Raw genomic sequence first — 14,985 nt, forward strand, 5'->3', positions numbered from 1 at the left:
GAAGGTGAAGAGGATGAACAGACTTCGCATATATTGGAAAATAATGATACTTTCATTTGGAGTCGTTCTTTTTTCTCTTTTGATCGGCGGTCTTTTTCTGTTCGGTAGCGCCACCCGGCTCAAGGAAGAAGAACTCAAACAGCGGCTTACGATTACAGCTCAGACGGTTGCGAACCTGCCGGACGTAGTGGAAAGAATTGACGACCCCAATGCTTCTGCCGTGATTGCACCTATGGCGGACAAAATTCGGATATTAAACGATGCGGCTTATATCATCGTGCTTGATATGAACCGCAAACGGCTGTCTCATCCGCTTTCGGAGCGAATCGGCGGAACGTTTGAGGCTCGGGATGATGATGCCGCATTTGCTGAACATACGTATGTCTCCAAAGTGCGCAGCGAAGCGGGCATCGGCTTGCGTTCCTTTGTGCCGATTATGAATGCTTCCTCGGAGCAGGTGGGCGTCGTCGTGGCGGGCGGCCTGCTGCCAAGTGTGACGGAGATTATCCGTCAGGAGAAACAATCTATCGTCATGACTTCGTTGCTGTCGCTGATGTTTGGGGTGATTGGCTCTGCATTGCTGGCCCGTCATATTAAGCTCCAGATGTTCAATCTGGAGCCGCAGGAGATTGCGAGAATGTTTCGTGAGCGAAGCGCCGCCTTTCAGGCGATGCACGAGGGCGTCATTGCCATTGACCGCAACTGCATCATTACGATTTTCAACGAACGGGCCAAACAAATTTTCGATGTGCACCGTGATGTAACGGGATTGCCGATCCGTGAGGTCATCCCGGATACTCGTTTGCCGGAAGTGCTGGATTCGGGAGTCGCAATTTTGAGCCAGGAGCTAAAAATTGGCGGAACTATTATTTGGAGCAACCGAATTCCCATTCGCGAACGGGGAGTTACGATGGGGGCAATCTCCATATTTCAGGACAAGACCGAGGTGACGAGAATGGCCGAGGAGCTCACAGGTGTCAAAGAGTTTGTTCATGCGCTTCGTGCACAAAATCATGAGCATATGAACAAAATGCATACCGTCGCCGGCTTGCTCCAGCTTGGGCAGCAGAATGAGGCTTTGAGCTATCTGTTCGAGGTGACCGAACAACAGGAGGAGATTACACGCTTCCTTCAACAGCATTTCGATGATGACGGAGTTGCAGGTCTGCTATTGGGTAAAATTAGCCGTGGTAAAGAGCTTGGCATTGATATTAGGATTGATCCTGACAGCAGAATGAATCAGTTTCCCCGGCTGATTGACCGACATGATTTTGTTCTGTTACTCGGAAATTTAATGGAGAATGCCTTTGATGCACTGGCGGATACAGAAGTCGGCTCCAAGGAGATTTATGTCAGCATCCAGCAGGATGACGAATATATGTCCATATTGGTTGAGGATAACGGTTGTGGAATGTCGGAGACCACGAAGAAACGAATGCTCGACCGCGGATTTACAACCAAGGACGGAGAGAGCCGCGGCATGGGGCTGCATTTACTGAGCGGGATTGTCACCAAGGGGAACGGCCGCCTGACATGCGAGTCATCCCTTGGCTTGGGAACCTCGATAGAGATTCTATTTCCGTTAAAGGAGAGAGAGAGCGACGATGAGTAAACCTATTAAATCACATTTTCGTGTGCTGCTGGTCGAGGATGATCCGATGGTACAAGAGGTGAATCGGCAGTTTATCGAACAGGTTGAAGGGTTCCAAGTCGTAGGTCTGGCTTCCAATGGGCTTCGGGGGTTGGAGCTGATCGAGGAGCTAAAGCCTGATCTGGTTTTTCTTGACGTGTTCATGCCGTCGCTGGACGGGATAACGACCTTGCAGCGCATCCGTTCTATGGGATTGCCTGTAGATGTAGTTGTCGTGACCGCCGCGAAGGATACGGAGACGATCCGTGAAATGATGCGAAACGGAGCGTTCGATTATATCATGAAGCCGTTCAAGGTAGAGCGTATCCACCATACATTGGAGCGTTACCGGGTACAGCAGGCCGGATTATGGGCAGAAGAAGTAGGAACCCAGGAAGAGCTGGACCTCATTATGCAAAATGGAGAAGCAGCCAAGGAAGCGGTAGTCCCTACTCCAGTGTACGAGGAATGGGCGATGTCTTACGATGAGCTGCCAAAGGGCTTGAATGCTGCCACCTTGAAGCAGGTGCTTGCGGTCATGGAGCAGCATGGCGGCAAGCTGTCTGCTGAAGAAACCGCGGAGGGAGTAGGGATTGCCCGTGTAACGGCAAGAAGATACCTGGATTATCTGGAGAAAAGAGGGATCGTGCGTCTTGTCGTAAATTACGGTGGAGTCGGTCGTCCGGTTAATCGGTATGAGCTGCTACGTGATCAAAATGACCATAAGTAACAATATGAACAAAAGCTTCCCAAGGCTTTTATGAAAGCGGTAACATGTAAAAGCAGGGGAGCTACATGATTATGTTCAGACGAAAAGGGGAGTGCTGAGGTGCAGCTGGCAACTACCTGAGTGTTCGACTTTTTGGCTGTACCATATTGTGTCTGTTACCGTCTGGACACGAACAGTACATGTGTCTGCCTTTGGGCCGCACACGTGCTATGAATAGAATAGGAGCGGATGTACCGTGGCCTTTAATAGTCTGATTCTTCGATTGGAGCTTGTTCATTCCAAAGTAAACTTCGGTGATGTCGCATCAACCATCAGCCGCGCTGGGGGAGACATTACTTCCATTGATGTTATTCGTCCCGGACAGGATTCGTCCGTTCGTGACATCACCGTCCATGTCGCTGAAATAGCGGAGACTTCGCTCATCGAATCACTCAAATCGTTAGCAGGCATTCAACTCATTAACGTTTCTGACCGCACGTTTCTTGCGCACCTGGGGGGTAAAATATCAATCCAACCCAACCTGCCGATCAAAAATCGGGATGATCTGTCGCGGGTGTATACTCCAGGGGTGGCCCGGGTGTGCACATCCATTCATGAGAATCCTAAAAAAGCGTACTCGCTGACCATAAAACGGAATACGGTCGCGGTTGTAACCGATGGTACCGCAGTGCTGGGGCTTGGCGATATCGGCCCGCATGCGGCTGCACCTGTGATGGAAGGCAAGGCGATGCTGTTTAAGCAACTCGCCGGAGTCGACGCCTTTCCTATCTGTCTGGATACGAAGGATACGGAGGAAATCATCCGTACGATTAAGGCGATCAGTCCTATTTTCGGGGGAATTAATTTAGAGGATATTAGTTCCCCACGCTGCTTCGAGATCGAAACCCGGCTGGCCGAGGAGCTGGATATTCCTATCTTTCACGATGATCAGCATGGCACGGCGGTCGTGGTGATTGCAGGCCTGCTGAATGCCTTGAAAGTCGTTAATAAGCGAATTGAAAACGTTCGAATCGTTGTGAACGGAATCGGCGCCGCCGGTGTATCAATATGCAAAATGCTACTCGCCGCCGGTGTAAGCCGGCTTGTGCCTGTAGACCGGGATGGAGCTATTGTACGTGGCGGGACCTATTCCCATCCGATGTGGCAGTGGCTGGCGGATCAGCCTCAAGTGGAGCCGAAGCCAGGCACGTTAAAAGAAGTCATTCGTGATGCGGACGTGTTCATTGGCGTATCCCGGCGGGACCTGCTGAATGCCCAAGATGTTCAGCGCATGGCCGCGGATAGTATCATTTTTGCTATGGCCAACCCGCATCCGGAGATAGCGCCCGAAGAAGCGATACCGCATGTTCGCGTGTTTGCGACAGGACGCAGTGACTATCCCAATCAAATCAACAACGTGCTTGTATTTCCGGGAATTTTCAGAGGAGCGCTCGATTGCCGCGCACGCCGTATTAACGAGCCGATGAAATTAGCCGCCGCCCGCGCCATTGCAGCCGTTGTGAGCGAACGGGAATTAAACGAGCAATACATTATCCCAAGCATATTCAATGAGCAGGTTGTTACCAAGGTGAGATATGCTGTGATTGAGGCCGCTATTTTGACCGGAACGGCCCGTCGTATCCCGCCAGATTTCAGATAGTCCGATGGAACAAAATAGAATAACATGGTTCGGTCTGTTAAACTGTGAAAATAGAGCGGTTGCAGATAAGTTGCCATGTTAGCCTTATCTATTTTACGGAGGTGCGGGGATGAACGGAAGTTTGTTTGAGCAACGGTTACGGGACGGGGATTATATTCCCCGTTTTTTTGCTTACTATTACAAGCAATGGCATGACTATACCATGCCTTACCATGATCATCATTCTACCGAAATCATGTACATGATCTCCGGCTTGTGCAGGGTGGATGTACAAACGGGAGGAAATGCGGAAGAAAGCATCACGCTGCGTAAAGGCGAGTTTATTATGCTGGACGCTGGCGTATCGCACCGGCTGGTGGTGGAGGGAGATCAACCGTGCCGGATGCTGAACGTAGAGTTTGGTTTTACGGAGGGGGTGAGGGTAGGGCCGTCTATCCGACAAATGGCAGCGGAGGAGCAGGAGGTCACAGCCCTCATGTCGCGTCCATTCCCGTATCTGGTACTATCGGACCCGGAAGAGGTATATTATGCGCTGAAAAGTCTCGTGCTGGAGCTGGACCAACGAAAAGAACAGCCGGGTGCAATGGCAGAGCTGCTTTTTATGCAATTGCTAGTACGAATTGCACGTCTACGGGAAGAGGCCGAACGTAGCAACACGCAGCAAATGGATCTGTATATCAAACGGTGCCTTGAATTTCTCCATCTGAACTATGACCGGGATATTGTGGTTAAGGACATGGCAGCAGCCGTGAATCTGCACCCGGGGTATTTGCACCGTATTTTCAAAAAACATACTGGACAAACGCTTACCGCGTATTTAACGATGCTGCGAATGGACAAGGCCCAAATGCTGCTTCAGCAAACGGACATTCCCATTCAGGAAATTGCCGATTACGTAGGTGTGGGCAGCAGGCAGTATTTTCATATGTTGTTTAAAAAGCACACAGGCAAGACGCCCGTTGAATACCGCTCTGCTGTGGAACGCCATGTGTGGAACTATGCGGAGGAGGAAAGAGGCTGAATTCACTATAAAACTTTCAATTTAATACCTATTCCTGAGGAGCTCACCTGACAGAGAAGGGAGCTTTTTTTTGATTTGAAAATGATCGTAAGGCCATAGAAATCCGTTAATTATTCGCTATTAATCTCGGAAATAGGAAATTTGATTCAGGTTCTAAAGAATCATTTTTTGGGAGTTAAAATTCATATGATTATATTAAATTTAAGAGGAATATAGGTAAATTACCTTTGTTTCTATGTAAATGAAGACGTGTTTTCACAAATATGGATGCTTACTCTGGGTAAAAAGAATCTGAATCATAGTAAATCTTTCATTTTTATGCATGAAAATAGGTCTAATATCTTGTTTGTCTTATAATAGTTATAAATTGACAATAACAAAGACACTCCGTATGATACCTATAATGTAAGGGATAAATTGGAATTCAAATGGTTCTTTTGATTCAATTGTGTTAAAAAATTCCATAAAATGAGTATCAAGATTAGACATATAAAGGAGTATTTATCGACGATGGGACATATGGATGAGAAAATTGTAGCCATGATCAATGCGGCACGGAAGGAACAAAAAGGTGGATCAGGTCTTCCAAAATCGGATTTACACAATTACATAGAGTCTGAGAGCAGCTTGGAACTGGAGAAAAGGGAAATGGAGCTTCATCCACTTATGATGCTGGACGGAGAACGAATTGCTTTTGCAGAACGTCCTTTGCTAAACGACAAAATTTCGATGTGGTTGCCCCGAACATTCACCGAGATGGGCGAGCGGGAGATCGAACTTAAATATCCTTCGAGTTATCGTCCACCGCTCATTTTGACCGATCCAACTGGGGAGATCAATTTTTCTTTTAACCTGACAGCAAGCGAACTGATGGATGAGGAGCTAGAGGAGTTCACCAGCGAGATGATCTACATTTTGCACCACACGCAAAAGTTGACGGAATGGTATGCAGACGGTATGTACAAGGTGCACGGACGACGGGTCGGATACTGTGAATTTATGACTCCGGCTTTGAATACGCGTCTGTATAATTTGACCTTTTTTGCAGTTCTGGAAGGGCATGCGCTTATATGCTCATTTAACTGTACGGAGGAACGTATGGACACATGGCGTCCGGTCGCTCAACGTATGATGACCACACTAAAAATCCTGCCTAGTGAGGCTGAAGGAGAAGGAACATGGAGCAGATAAGCACCACCTATTCTAATCTGAAAATCACGCCTTATCAGCTTATCAATGTACAGGAGCTCTATCTGGTTAAGCGTCTAAATGACCATACCCGGTTGCGTTTTACCGCTATCGTGCCGGAGGAACTAAAAGACACTTATGTGGATATGACCAAATTTGACTCACCTGTTGGAATCTCGCAGCTGGCAGAGGATGGCACAGAGGTTCCCTTGTTTAGCGGAACAGTGCTGGCAATTGAAGTGAAGGCGGTACGAGATGTGTACTACCTGGAGGTAGAGGCTGTGTCGCATACCTACAGGCTGGATGTACGCCCCCAAAGTCATTCTTTTCAGGACAAAAATATGAAGGTGGATGAACTGCTGCGTCGTATTTCGCTTCTTTATCCTAGCTTAGACATCATGGATTCGGCCACCGGGGGAGCGTCGATCGGGCGGATGTGGGTGCAGTACCGCGAGACTGATTGGGCTTTTCTCAAGCGGCTGGCTTCCTATTACCATACCTCCCTTATGCCCGCGGCCATATTTGATACCCCAAAGTTCCATTTTGGCATTGAGGAAAGCGGAGCAGCCGTTCAACTGGACAATTATCATTACACGGTAAGCAAAAGAATCTCGGCATATCGCTACTTTGCAGGAAATGATACTGCCTCGGTGGATGAGCAGGATTTTCTCGATTACACCGTTGAAACAGAACAGTTGCTGGAACTGGGCAATGAAATCCAATTCCGTGGCAAAACGCTATATGTATACGAGGCACAAACTCGTATGACCCAGGGCGTGCTGCTGCACACATATACCTTGACGACACATAAGGGGTTGCGACAGAAAACGTATTATAACGAGCAGCTAACGGGTCTGTCTCTGGAGGGAAAAGTGATTGCTGTCGAACGTGATCGGGTTAAAGTACATCTGGATATCGACCCGGAGCAGGACAAAAATACAGCCCACTGGTTTCCGTATGCAACAGGGTATAGCGCTGAGGGGCACAGCGGCTGGTATGTGATGCCTGAACTGGGGGATAAAGTGCGTATTTATTTCCCGAACCATCATGATGATGAGGGCATCGCCAGTAGCTCGGCCCGGCAGGATCGGGGGGATGGCGGTCACAACGACTTGAAGCATCCGGACGTAAAAATATTCCGAACGCCTCATGGTAAGGAAATCCGATTGACACCGGACGAGGTGGTAATTACCGGCAAGGACGGTGCTGTTTTCATCAAGCTGAACCAAGGTGACGGTATTCATATGGTGAGCAACAAACATATTCATTTTTCGGCAGGCGGTAATATCCACATGGAGGCAGGTCAAAAGGTAACCATTTCCGCTGGTCAGGAAATCAACCTGTCCAGCCGCAGCAGTCATATTACACTCGGTGGTGACACATCGGTCGTTGGCAGCGAGGTCAAAACGAATTGACGGAGGAAGCAGACCATGACAAAAGAAAAAGCACCCATGACCATCCAGGCCGGATCAGGTGCAAAAAAAGGATATGTGGTTGCAGGGGCTATTTTGAAATGCAATTGCGGTACACAACCCACCCGGCTCAAGCGTCCGCTTAGCCACGGTGTTTACATCAAGGACAAGGCCCAGATGAATGTGGGGGATCACGAACCGGGAGTTCATATTTCTGGGTTCGGGAACTGTTTTAGCCCGGCCAATCCGGCGGTTCAAAATAGTCAGATGGTGGACATTTTCGGTGTGAAGAAGGCGCCTTGTGTTCCGGTCATTCTTCGACCTTGGATTGGGGGCAAGCAGGATGTGCTCGTCGAGGGACAGCCTGCCTTGCTGGAGCATTGTACCAATACCTGCCTGTATTGCGGAGCAATAACGATTGAAAATGACGGGCAGAATCTGGACTGATAGTGGGGGTTTCTCATCAAATGGACAAGGTGCAGGAAACATCCGGTTACCGTCATGTGGAATTGCTAAGTAAAGTTCCGCTGCAAACCATGACAGACATTCGCATCGAGCGCAGATTAGGTGATCATGTGCGTTTGGTAGTAAGTGGCATCGTGCCGGAGGAAAAGCAGGAACGGTTTATGGAGTTGGAGAGTGAAGCCGAACCGGTTGAAGTCATCGAAAAGGACAAGGATGGCCAGCGGCTGCGTACGTTGTTCCATGGACAAATGACGCGTATCACGCTGAAGCGGGTACACGGCATTCATTATGTGCAGTTAGAGGCCATATCGCATACGATTCAACTCGATGTGAGGCCCGTGACCCGGTCCTTTCAAGATCATACCATGACGTATGGGCAGCTGCTGAAGCAGGTGCTTGCTGGTTATACAGGATCAGATGTGATCGATACAGTCAGCGGGGATACCCAACTGGGCGCTTTGACATTGCAGTACAGAGAAACAGACTGGGCATTTTTGAAAAGGATGGCTTCCAGATTTGGAGCTGTGCTTGTGCCTGAGGCTGTCGCAGATGGCCCCAAGTTCTGGTTCGGTATTCCCGAGGGACGACCCGCAACACTGGATGAGGTCCCGTATCACTCAAGAAAAAGCTTTGTCGACGCAGATGGAGCTTTTTCTGACGGGGACGATTTGTCATATGGAGCATCGTCGGTGTACGAAGCCGAAGCAATCCTTGGCGGCCCTCTTCCAGGATCGGGGCCTGTGGACGACGGAATAAAATATTTTTGGAGTGATTCAAGCAGCAGTGAGGGGCTATCTGCTGTCAGCGTGGATGGCTTCATGGGTAGAGCATTGCCTGGGGGAGCAGACCTGTGGCATAGACAGCCGGGGATTCAAATAGGTGGTATGCGCCATAACGAAGCCAACACCCCCTATGGTACGTCCTATACTGTGGAAAGTGCACGATATTTCCGCCCCGGAGATGTACTCTCTTTTAAAGGCAAGGAACTGCTCGTTGCGGATATCGTGTCCCGGATGGACCGGGGGTTGTTTTTACATACCTATACACTGGTTTCTGAAGATGAAATTCGACAAAAGCCTATCTGGAACGGTTCAGTGAGGGGAGCCTCCCTAGAGGGTCGGGTACTGGAAGTTGAGCGGGATCAGGTTCGTGTACATCTTACCATAGATGCTGTACAGGAACGGGAAAAGGCATGCTGGTTCCCCTATGCAACAGGCTATAGTGCAGAGGGCCATAGCGGCTGGTTTGTGATGCCCGAAAAAGGAGACATGGTGCAGGTACAGTTCCCGACCTTGCAGGAGTCGGATGGTTTTGCAGCCGGGTCTGTGAGGCGCAGTGGCAAGCCTGTACCCGAGTTGGGCAATCCGGACATTAAATACTGGGGCACTCCTCATGACAAGCTGGTTAAGCTAAGCGCGCAAGAGTTGCTGGTATCAGCTAAAATGAATAGCGTATATATTTCACTTGATGCGAAGGGAATACAGGTACACAGTGACCATGCGCTGTCAATTGCAGCCAAACGGGGGCTAACGATCCACGCGGAGGACACATTGGACATTACGGCAAACGAGGCCATTTATTTGCAAGCAGGCAGCAGCAGTATGGTGATAGACGGAGAGACGGATATTCGTTCGTCGCGAGTGAAGCTGGATGGGATAATCAAGCGTCCGGTTTTCGTCGCTGATCTGGAACCCGTGCCAGAACCGCCGCTGATGTCGATCAAGGCGTATCAGGCCGCCCATGCGCCGAAGAGTACTGGCGGAGCAGGGGGAGGTTCTCCGAGCGAACAGGGTTCGGGCAGCAGCAAGGCTGGGAAGGCAAATACTTCCCCCGCTGCTTCTGCATCGCCGAAGGCAAACCTGCTTGGAGGGATACTGAACGTAGCTCAGAAGGCGCTAAGTATCATCGGTACGGTTCCCGTATTGGGAACGCCTGCGCGGATAGTGAGCAGCAAGCTCACCTCCATTCGCCGCGACGTTGCCAAGGGAGGGCCAACCCGTGCCTTGAAGTATGCGGCCGCTGGTTTATCCATGCTGGCAGGCGTGCCATCAGGAGGCTGGGCTGTGCTGGGCGGAAGGAATCTGGCGCGGGAAGCCGCAGCCTTTAACCGCCGGGTAGCTGCTTATAAAAAGAACGGCGTCAGTCAACGCTACGCCGCCGCTTACAGAGGCAAAGTATGGACGTCAGCCCGCAACGTCGCCAGTTCCAGATCATTAGGGGAATTAATCAAAAACCTAACCCATAATATGGACAAGCTGAACACGGAGTATCACAAAGTTCCGCTTGAAGTAAGAACGGGCTGGAAGCCCAAAAAGACTGAACAACCTCAAAAACAACCTTGGGGAAAGATGAGTGTACAGGAAAGAATAGAGCCTACTGAGGAAGATAAAAAGAAGTGGGGGATTCGTGGAACGTATGTTCATAAAACAGTTAATGAGGACTACAGACCTGATATACCGGAAGGAAGTTATTGGGCAGCAGATCAAGTGGTGCGCAAAGAAAATGGTGATCCTGATTTAAAATATTATAAGGATTGGAAGAAAAGTTATCCTGGCGACTTTTTGATTTTATCGAATAAAGAAGGTATATCTAAAGAAGAGCAAAGGTGGATGTCATTAACTAACCTGACTGAAGGTCCTTTTGTATTTGATGGACGAGGCGGAGAACGTGGTCCAAGTGCAGAAGAATTTAAACAGTTTTTCTCACAGTCGAGCAAGAAACAAATAACTGAGGAAATAATTTCGAATAGTGTCCCAGTGAAACAGCAATCGAAGAATATACTCGAGCAAGAAGTTAAACTTGGGACTAAGGGGACGGGAAATGTTAATCTAACAGAACCTTCTTTACCTAAAGGTGGAAAACCTAAAGGAAACTATACAAAAGGTGACTCACACGGTATTAAGAAAGAGAGTGAAACAGCCGATCTAATGGCAGATCAAGGTTATGACATTAAAATGCTAGATGAAGTAAACGGTGGTAATGGATACGGAATAAAAGAGTCGTCAAATCCGGATTTCTTAATTGAAGGTAAGGTATTTGACTGTTATGCACCAACAATAGAAACAAATGTAGATAACATTCTTAGAAACACAGCAAAAAAGACTAAAACACAAGCAGAAAGAATAGTTCTAAATTTAGATCAGTTCCCTTCTGAAAAAGTCGCCGAAATTATTCAAGGGATTTTAAGAAAAGCAAATCCAAACGGTGATTTGAAGAACTTAAAAGAACTATCTATTGTGAAAGATGGGGAAATTACACGAGTATTTGGGGGATAGAAGTGAATGGATTATGAATTGTTTTTACTATCTAATGTAAGTAATAATTCATTAGGTGAGATGCTGGAAAGATTTACGACTGAGTATGCGAACAAGAAGGCATCATTGAGTTGTAACGATGAGGAAATAGTTATTGGGTCTGAGCTATTTTCATTGGCTCTTGAAATTGAAGATATTTCTGATATCGCTTTTGTTAGAAATCATTATAACTTAGATGTAAATGTTTGCATCAGAATTCAATTATTTGGCAATACGTTTTATCAAGGACTAGAGCTTTTGTTTAAAATTATGGGAAGGCTTATAAGACATATTGATGGAAATCTATTATTTCTAGAAGATGGTTCAGCTCAGTTGCTTAGAATTGAGAATGGTCAGCTAATTGTCAATAACGCTTTAGACCAGTATCAGACGAAATATTTAACCACAAGTCTACTTAGTCTACTTGACCGTCCTTACATTGAAAAAGAATTGTCAAACTAAGATGTAAATGTGAGTCAATCTGTGGGGCTACCCAGTCCCGAATGAATCCATCATTCAACTAATAACACATATAACCCATGTAATACCCGTATAAAGATTTCTTCATTTCGGTTGTACGCACATCAAATGCTTTAATTTTATAACCTAAATAACGCTATTCCGTTACGTTGAACAGGTTGATTATGGTTAGATACCATCATAATTGACCTGTTTTTTGTTATCTTCGTTTTCTTGCGTTTTTTTCAAATTTACTTGCAACTGTAGAATACGCCGCCCCGATAGATAAGCTGTCTAAACCATCGCACCTTCTTGGATGGATAGCCCGACCATTAATATTGTCAGGACTTATCTGCATATTGTCCACAACGAATGGACTACTTGCCGCGATGGTTATCGTGAATAAACAAATCTGGTGACGACCAGTTGACATAGACAGGTAAGGAGACGTTTCGGGCTAGCCGCCTTCCCTACTCCATAGCCGCCCGATAGCGGCATAACAGCACAAGAAGGAAGGAATTGCAGATGAAAACGAAGTACAACGACTTCTGGTTCGTTAAGAATAATAAAGCCGCTAATGCGTACATGGATGATGTTGCCAAGGAGAGTAACTTTACAGGGCATCACAAGGGGTATACCATCCTGCCGCATAAAATCCATCGGTGTTACGGTTTAAGTCCGTATGAGAAGCTGATTTTCGTCGATATTGTCGCGTATATGAGCGACCAGAGCCAGTGCTACCCCACTATTGAGATGATTGCCCGAAATCTAGGATGCAGTTCCAAGTCCGTAGAGCGTCATATTGCAAAACTGGCAGAGAAAAAGCTGATTCTGGTGAGTCAGAGCAAGAATAATACGTACTACCTGCCGAACTATCTTCACGTTCATCCTTATTTGCTCGTGTCAGAGAAGACTCATGAGTTCATTGGAAGTGTGAGGAAGCAGGTAAACGAGAGAGAACTGACGCTGTGGATTCAGGAAGTCGTAAAGAGTGACGATTACATGGCATATACCGCCCGACTCCAAAAACTTCATGAAAGACGCTTGCCGATGGACAAATTCGCTGAAACGGAAACATTGGCTAGTTACACGCAGTTCCTGATGACCGCATTTGCCAAGCGATTTCCGCCAGATGTCAACGGAGCATAATGGAGAGTCTCTTATTTCAGCGGACTCTCTGTCCAGATAGCCGTCACACGGTCGGTTCAAGGCAAGAAATCAAGGCTATAGACTCTGTGTCTATGATTTCGACAGAGAGTCGGCAATGCTAGACAGAGAGTCTGAATCGTAGACGTAGAGTCTGTTGTGAACCGTCCGATAGTCTCACTAATAAGAATCATAAATAAGATTCAATTCAAGAAGAATCAAGCTAAGAATCACTTGAAAAAGAAACAGCAGACACGCCGTTGGCGGTCTGCGATTTCGGGGGGAGCTTCTTGATTTTTGGACGGAGGGTAAAGACGGCGGATAACTCTTTATAGATACTTTACTCAAGAGTCAAAGATGGAGTTCCGCCGCCGCTCCGCCCTGTCGGACGGCTCGCTCAATGGCTCTGAAAATGCAAAGGAAGCTTTTACAGGCGTTTTGATGCATTGACAATAAGTGGGTGGCGAAAATAGTAGCATGGCTCTACGAGCCTTATAGAAGGCATATGAGGTTGATGCAACCCTACTCGTCTTCTGCTGAGACAATAAGTTGGTCAACGGTAATATCCAATGCTTCACAAATCTGTTCCAACGTGCGGATATAAACTCTGTCTACAGAATCGGAACAGAGATGATTAATTGTCGCAATCCTCATGTCCATCGAAAGGGCAAATTGTCGTTGTGAAATACCGCGTTCCGCTAGTATCTCTCGTAACCGGATACGAATTTTCATAGTTCCTCCATTACCTTTAAGCGTAAATACATTAAGTATAGCACAGTATGGTCAGAAACACATTGTACTATACGCTTAAGAGTGGTATATTGGAATCAGATATAATACTCTTAAGGGTTTAAACCTTAAAGAGTAACGTAAATTCTGATTATCGTAACGGTGGGGAGGAAATAGCATGAACGTCATCGGATATGTTCGAGTATCGACACAAGGACAAGCCAAAGACGGCTACAGTTTATCGTACCAACAAGACGAAATTCGTTCCTACTGTCAGGAACAAGGATGGAACTTACTTCACATTTTTACTGACGAAGGAATCAGTGGGGCGAAGATTGATGAGGATACGCTTGAGGTTGACAGAATCGGCTTTCAGGACATGTTATCAGCCCTGTCTACTCAAACCATTGATGCAGTTGTCGTACTCAATACAAGCCGTCTCTGGCGGTCTGACATCGTGAAAGTTCTCGTTCATCGAGAGTTCAAAAAACATGGCGTGGATGTTCGTAGCATTGAACAACCGACTTACAGCATCTACAAGAAAGACCCATCCGATTTCTTAATCAATGGGCTTATGGAACTGCTTGACGCATACCAACGGCTTGAAATCTCGATGAAGTTAAGTCGAGGACGCAACAAGAAAGCACAGCAAGGCGGCTACGCAGGAGGTCGGGCGGCGTTCGGCTACAAAGCGAAGAAAGGTCAGAAGGCAATCGAAATTAATCTCGATGAAGCTACCGCTGTACAGCGAGTATTTGAACTCAAGGAATTATTCCCCGACTGGTCATTGTCGGAATTAGCGTATCAGATGAACGATGATGGCTTTACAACTCAACAGGGCAAGAAGTTTACAAAGGTACAGATTAAACGTATCCTTGATCGCCGCCCGTTGTACGAAGGTACTTATCTCTACGGTGGCATTGAAGCCAATGGGCTTCATCAAGCCATTATATAGGCGGTGGAGGCATGGAGCAGATGGAAATCTACAATGGCTACGTCGAACAAGAAGACAGCTATTACAAGAAACTCGAAACATTGGAACAATGCCAACATGCGATATTTGACCATATATACCGATTTGGCGAAATTTTTGATCGGCGGATGGCAGAAGAAGTACTGCTAACCATTCACCAATTGGAAGACAAGGTACGTTTGGAACTTCTACATTTGAAATTGTTAAAAGCATATCTGGCTTTTGAACTGAAATAACTTGTGACTTTCAAGGCAAGGAATAGAGAGGCTTGCGTCCCATTGCGGCTCGAAAGAGTAACGC

13 protein-coding genes are annotated in these 14,985 nt (G+C 47.1%); 12 read left to right on the forward strand and 1 reads right to left on the reverse strand.

Going from position 1 to position 14,985, the window contains the following annotated elements; translation table 11 throughout:
- The first annotated feature begins 13 nt into the window (after nt 1-13).
- From AC0WRU_RS04990 to AC0WRU_RS05035, 10 genes are all read left to right on the forward strand, one after another.
- Nucleotides 14-1,612: an ATP-binding protein gene (locus AC0WRU_RS04990; protein WP_476127473.1), complete on the forward strand. Its 1,599-nt coding sequence runs from the start codon at nt 14-16 to the stop codon at nt 1,610-1,612.
- A complete protein-coding gene (locus AC0WRU_RS04995; RefSeq protein ID WP_476127474.1) occupies nt 1,605-2,360 on the forward strand; it encodes a response regulator in 756 nt (251 codons plus the stop codon). Before AC0WRU_RS04990 ends, AC0WRU_RS04995 begins: the two co-directional genes overlap by 8 nt.
- A gap of 235 nt (nt 2,361-2,595) precedes the next feature.
- Nucleotides 2,596-3,999 carry an NAD-dependent malic enzyme gene (locus AC0WRU_RS05000; RefSeq protein ID WP_476127475.1) on the forward strand — a complete coding sequence of 468 codons (1,404 nt, stop codon included), beginning with the start codon at nt 2,596-2,598 and terminating at the stop codon, nt 3,997-3,999.
- Between the two features lie 109 nt (nt 4,000-4,108).
- Nucleotides 4,109-5,020 (forward strand): AraC family transcriptional regulator, encoded by a 912-nt coding sequence (locus AC0WRU_RS05005; protein ID WP_476127476.1) that lies wholly within the window; start codon nt 4,109-4,111, stop codon nt 5,018-5,020.
- 510 nt (nt 5,021-5,530) lie between these two features.
- On the forward strand, nt 5,531-6,211 hold the full coding sequence (locus tag AC0WRU_RS05010; RefSeq protein WP_476127477.1) for a hypothetical protein: 681 nt from the start codon (nt 5,531-5,533) through the stop codon (nt 6,209-6,211).
- On the forward strand, nt 6,199-7,623 hold the full coding sequence (locus AC0WRU_RS05015) for a hypothetical protein (RefSeq protein WP_476127478.1): 1,425 nt from the start codon (nt 6,199-6,201) through the stop codon (nt 7,621-7,623). Before AC0WRU_RS05010 ends, AC0WRU_RS05015 begins: the two co-directional genes overlap by 13 nt.
- Before the next feature lie 15 nt (nt 7,624-7,638).
- Nucleotides 7,639-8,067 carry a DUF4280 domain-containing protein gene (locus AC0WRU_RS05020; RefSeq protein ID WP_025682337.1) on the forward strand — a complete coding sequence of 143 codons (429 nt, stop codon included), beginning with the start codon at nt 7,639-7,641 and terminating at the stop codon, nt 8,065-8,067.
- Between the two features lie 20 nt (nt 8,068-8,087).
- Nucleotides 8,088-11,360, forward strand: coding sequence for a CdiA C-terminal domain-containing protein (locus AC0WRU_RS05025; protein WP_476127479.1), 3,273 nt, complete (start codon nt 8,088-8,090; stop codon nt 11,358-11,360).
- Between the two features lie 6 nt (nt 11,361-11,366).
- Nucleotides 11,367-11,840, forward strand: a complete 474-nt coding sequence (locus AC0WRU_RS05030) for a hypothetical protein (protein WP_476127480.1) — start codon at nt 11,367-11,369, stop codon at nt 11,838-11,840.
- A gap of 522 nt (nt 11,841-12,362) precedes the next feature.
- Nucleotides 12,363-12,986 carry a helix-turn-helix domain-containing protein gene (locus tag AC0WRU_RS05035; RefSeq protein WP_476127481.1) on the forward strand — a complete coding sequence of 208 codons (624 nt, stop codon included), beginning with the start codon at nt 12,363-12,365 and terminating at the stop codon, nt 12,984-12,986.
- A 519-nt stretch (nt 12,987-13,505) separates the two neighbouring features.
- Here the strand turns inward: AC0WRU_RS05035 and AC0WRU_RS05040 are convergent.
- Entirely contained in the window at nt 13,506-13,715 is a 210-nt protein-coding gene (locus AC0WRU_RS05040) for a helix-turn-helix domain-containing protein (protein WP_061828714.1), read from the reverse strand.
- Nucleotides 13,716-13,890: 175 nt separating this feature from the next.
- Between AC0WRU_RS05040 and AC0WRU_RS05045 the strand changes: the two genes are divergently transcribed.
- Both AC0WRU_RS05045 and AC0WRU_RS05050 read left to right on the forward strand, forming a co-directional pair.
- Nucleotides 13,891-14,667: a recombinase family protein gene (locus tag AC0WRU_RS05045; protein WP_476127482.1), complete on the forward strand. Its 777-nt coding sequence runs from the start codon at nt 13,891-13,893 to the stop codon at nt 14,665-14,667.
- A gap of 11 nt (nt 14,668-14,678) precedes the next feature.
- On the forward strand, nt 14,679-14,921 hold the full coding sequence (locus AC0WRU_RS05050) for a hypothetical protein (protein ID WP_229523046.1): 243 nt from the start codon (nt 14,679-14,681) through the stop codon (nt 14,919-14,921).
- Nucleotides 14,922-14,985 lie beyond the last annotated feature (64 nt).

This window comes from Paenibacillus sp. 1-8 (assembly GCF_056316205.1).

What these genes read in the sequence shown, in the direction of transcription:
- AC0WRU_RS04990 (WP_476127473.1), top strand. Translation starts at nt 14, where the DNA reads ATGAACAGACTTCGCATATATTGGAAAATAATGATACTTTCATTTGGA.
- AC0WRU_RS04995 (WP_476127474.1), top strand. Translation starts at nt 1,605, where the DNA reads ATGAGTAAACCTATTAAATCACATTTTCGTGTGCTGCTGGTCGAGGAT.
- AC0WRU_RS05005 (WP_476127476.1), top strand. Translation starts at nt 4,109, where the DNA reads ATGAACGGAAGTTTGTTTGAGCAACGGTTACGGGACGGGGATTATATT.
- AC0WRU_RS05010 (WP_476127477.1), top strand. Translation starts at nt 5,531, where the DNA reads ATGGGACATATGGATGAGAAAATTGTAGCCATGATCAATGCGGCACGG.
- AC0WRU_RS05015 (WP_476127478.1), top strand. Translation starts at nt 6,199, where the DNA reads ATGGAGCAGATAAGCACCACCTATTCTAATCTGAAAATCACGCCTTAT.
- AC0WRU_RS05020 (WP_025682337.1), top strand. Translation starts at nt 7,639, where the DNA reads ATGACAAAAGAAAAAGCACCCATGACCATCCAGGCCGGATCAGGTGCA.
- AC0WRU_RS05025 (WP_476127479.1), top strand. Translation starts at nt 8,088, where the DNA reads ATGGACAAGGTGCAGGAAACATCCGGTTACCGTCATGTGGAATTGCTA.
- AC0WRU_RS05030 (WP_476127480.1), top strand. Translation starts at nt 11,367, where the DNA reads ATGGATTATGAATTGTTTTTACTATCTAATGTAAGTAATAATTCATTA.
- AC0WRU_RS05035 (WP_476127481.1), top strand. Translation starts at nt 12,363, where the DNA reads ATGAAAACGAAGTACAACGACTTCTGGTTCGTTAAGAATAATAAAGCC.
- AC0WRU_RS05040 (WP_061828714.1), bottom strand. Translation starts at nt 13,715, where the DNA reads ATGAAAATTCGTATCCGGTTACGAGAGATACTAGCGGAACGCGGTATT.
- AC0WRU_RS05045 (WP_476127482.1), top strand. Translation starts at nt 13,891, where the DNA reads ATGAACGTCATCGGATATGTTCGAGTATCGACACAAGGACAAGCCAAA.
- AC0WRU_RS05050 (WP_229523046.1), top strand. Translation starts at nt 14,679, where the DNA reads ATGGAGCAGATGGAAATCTACAATGGCTACGTCGAACAAGAAGACAGC.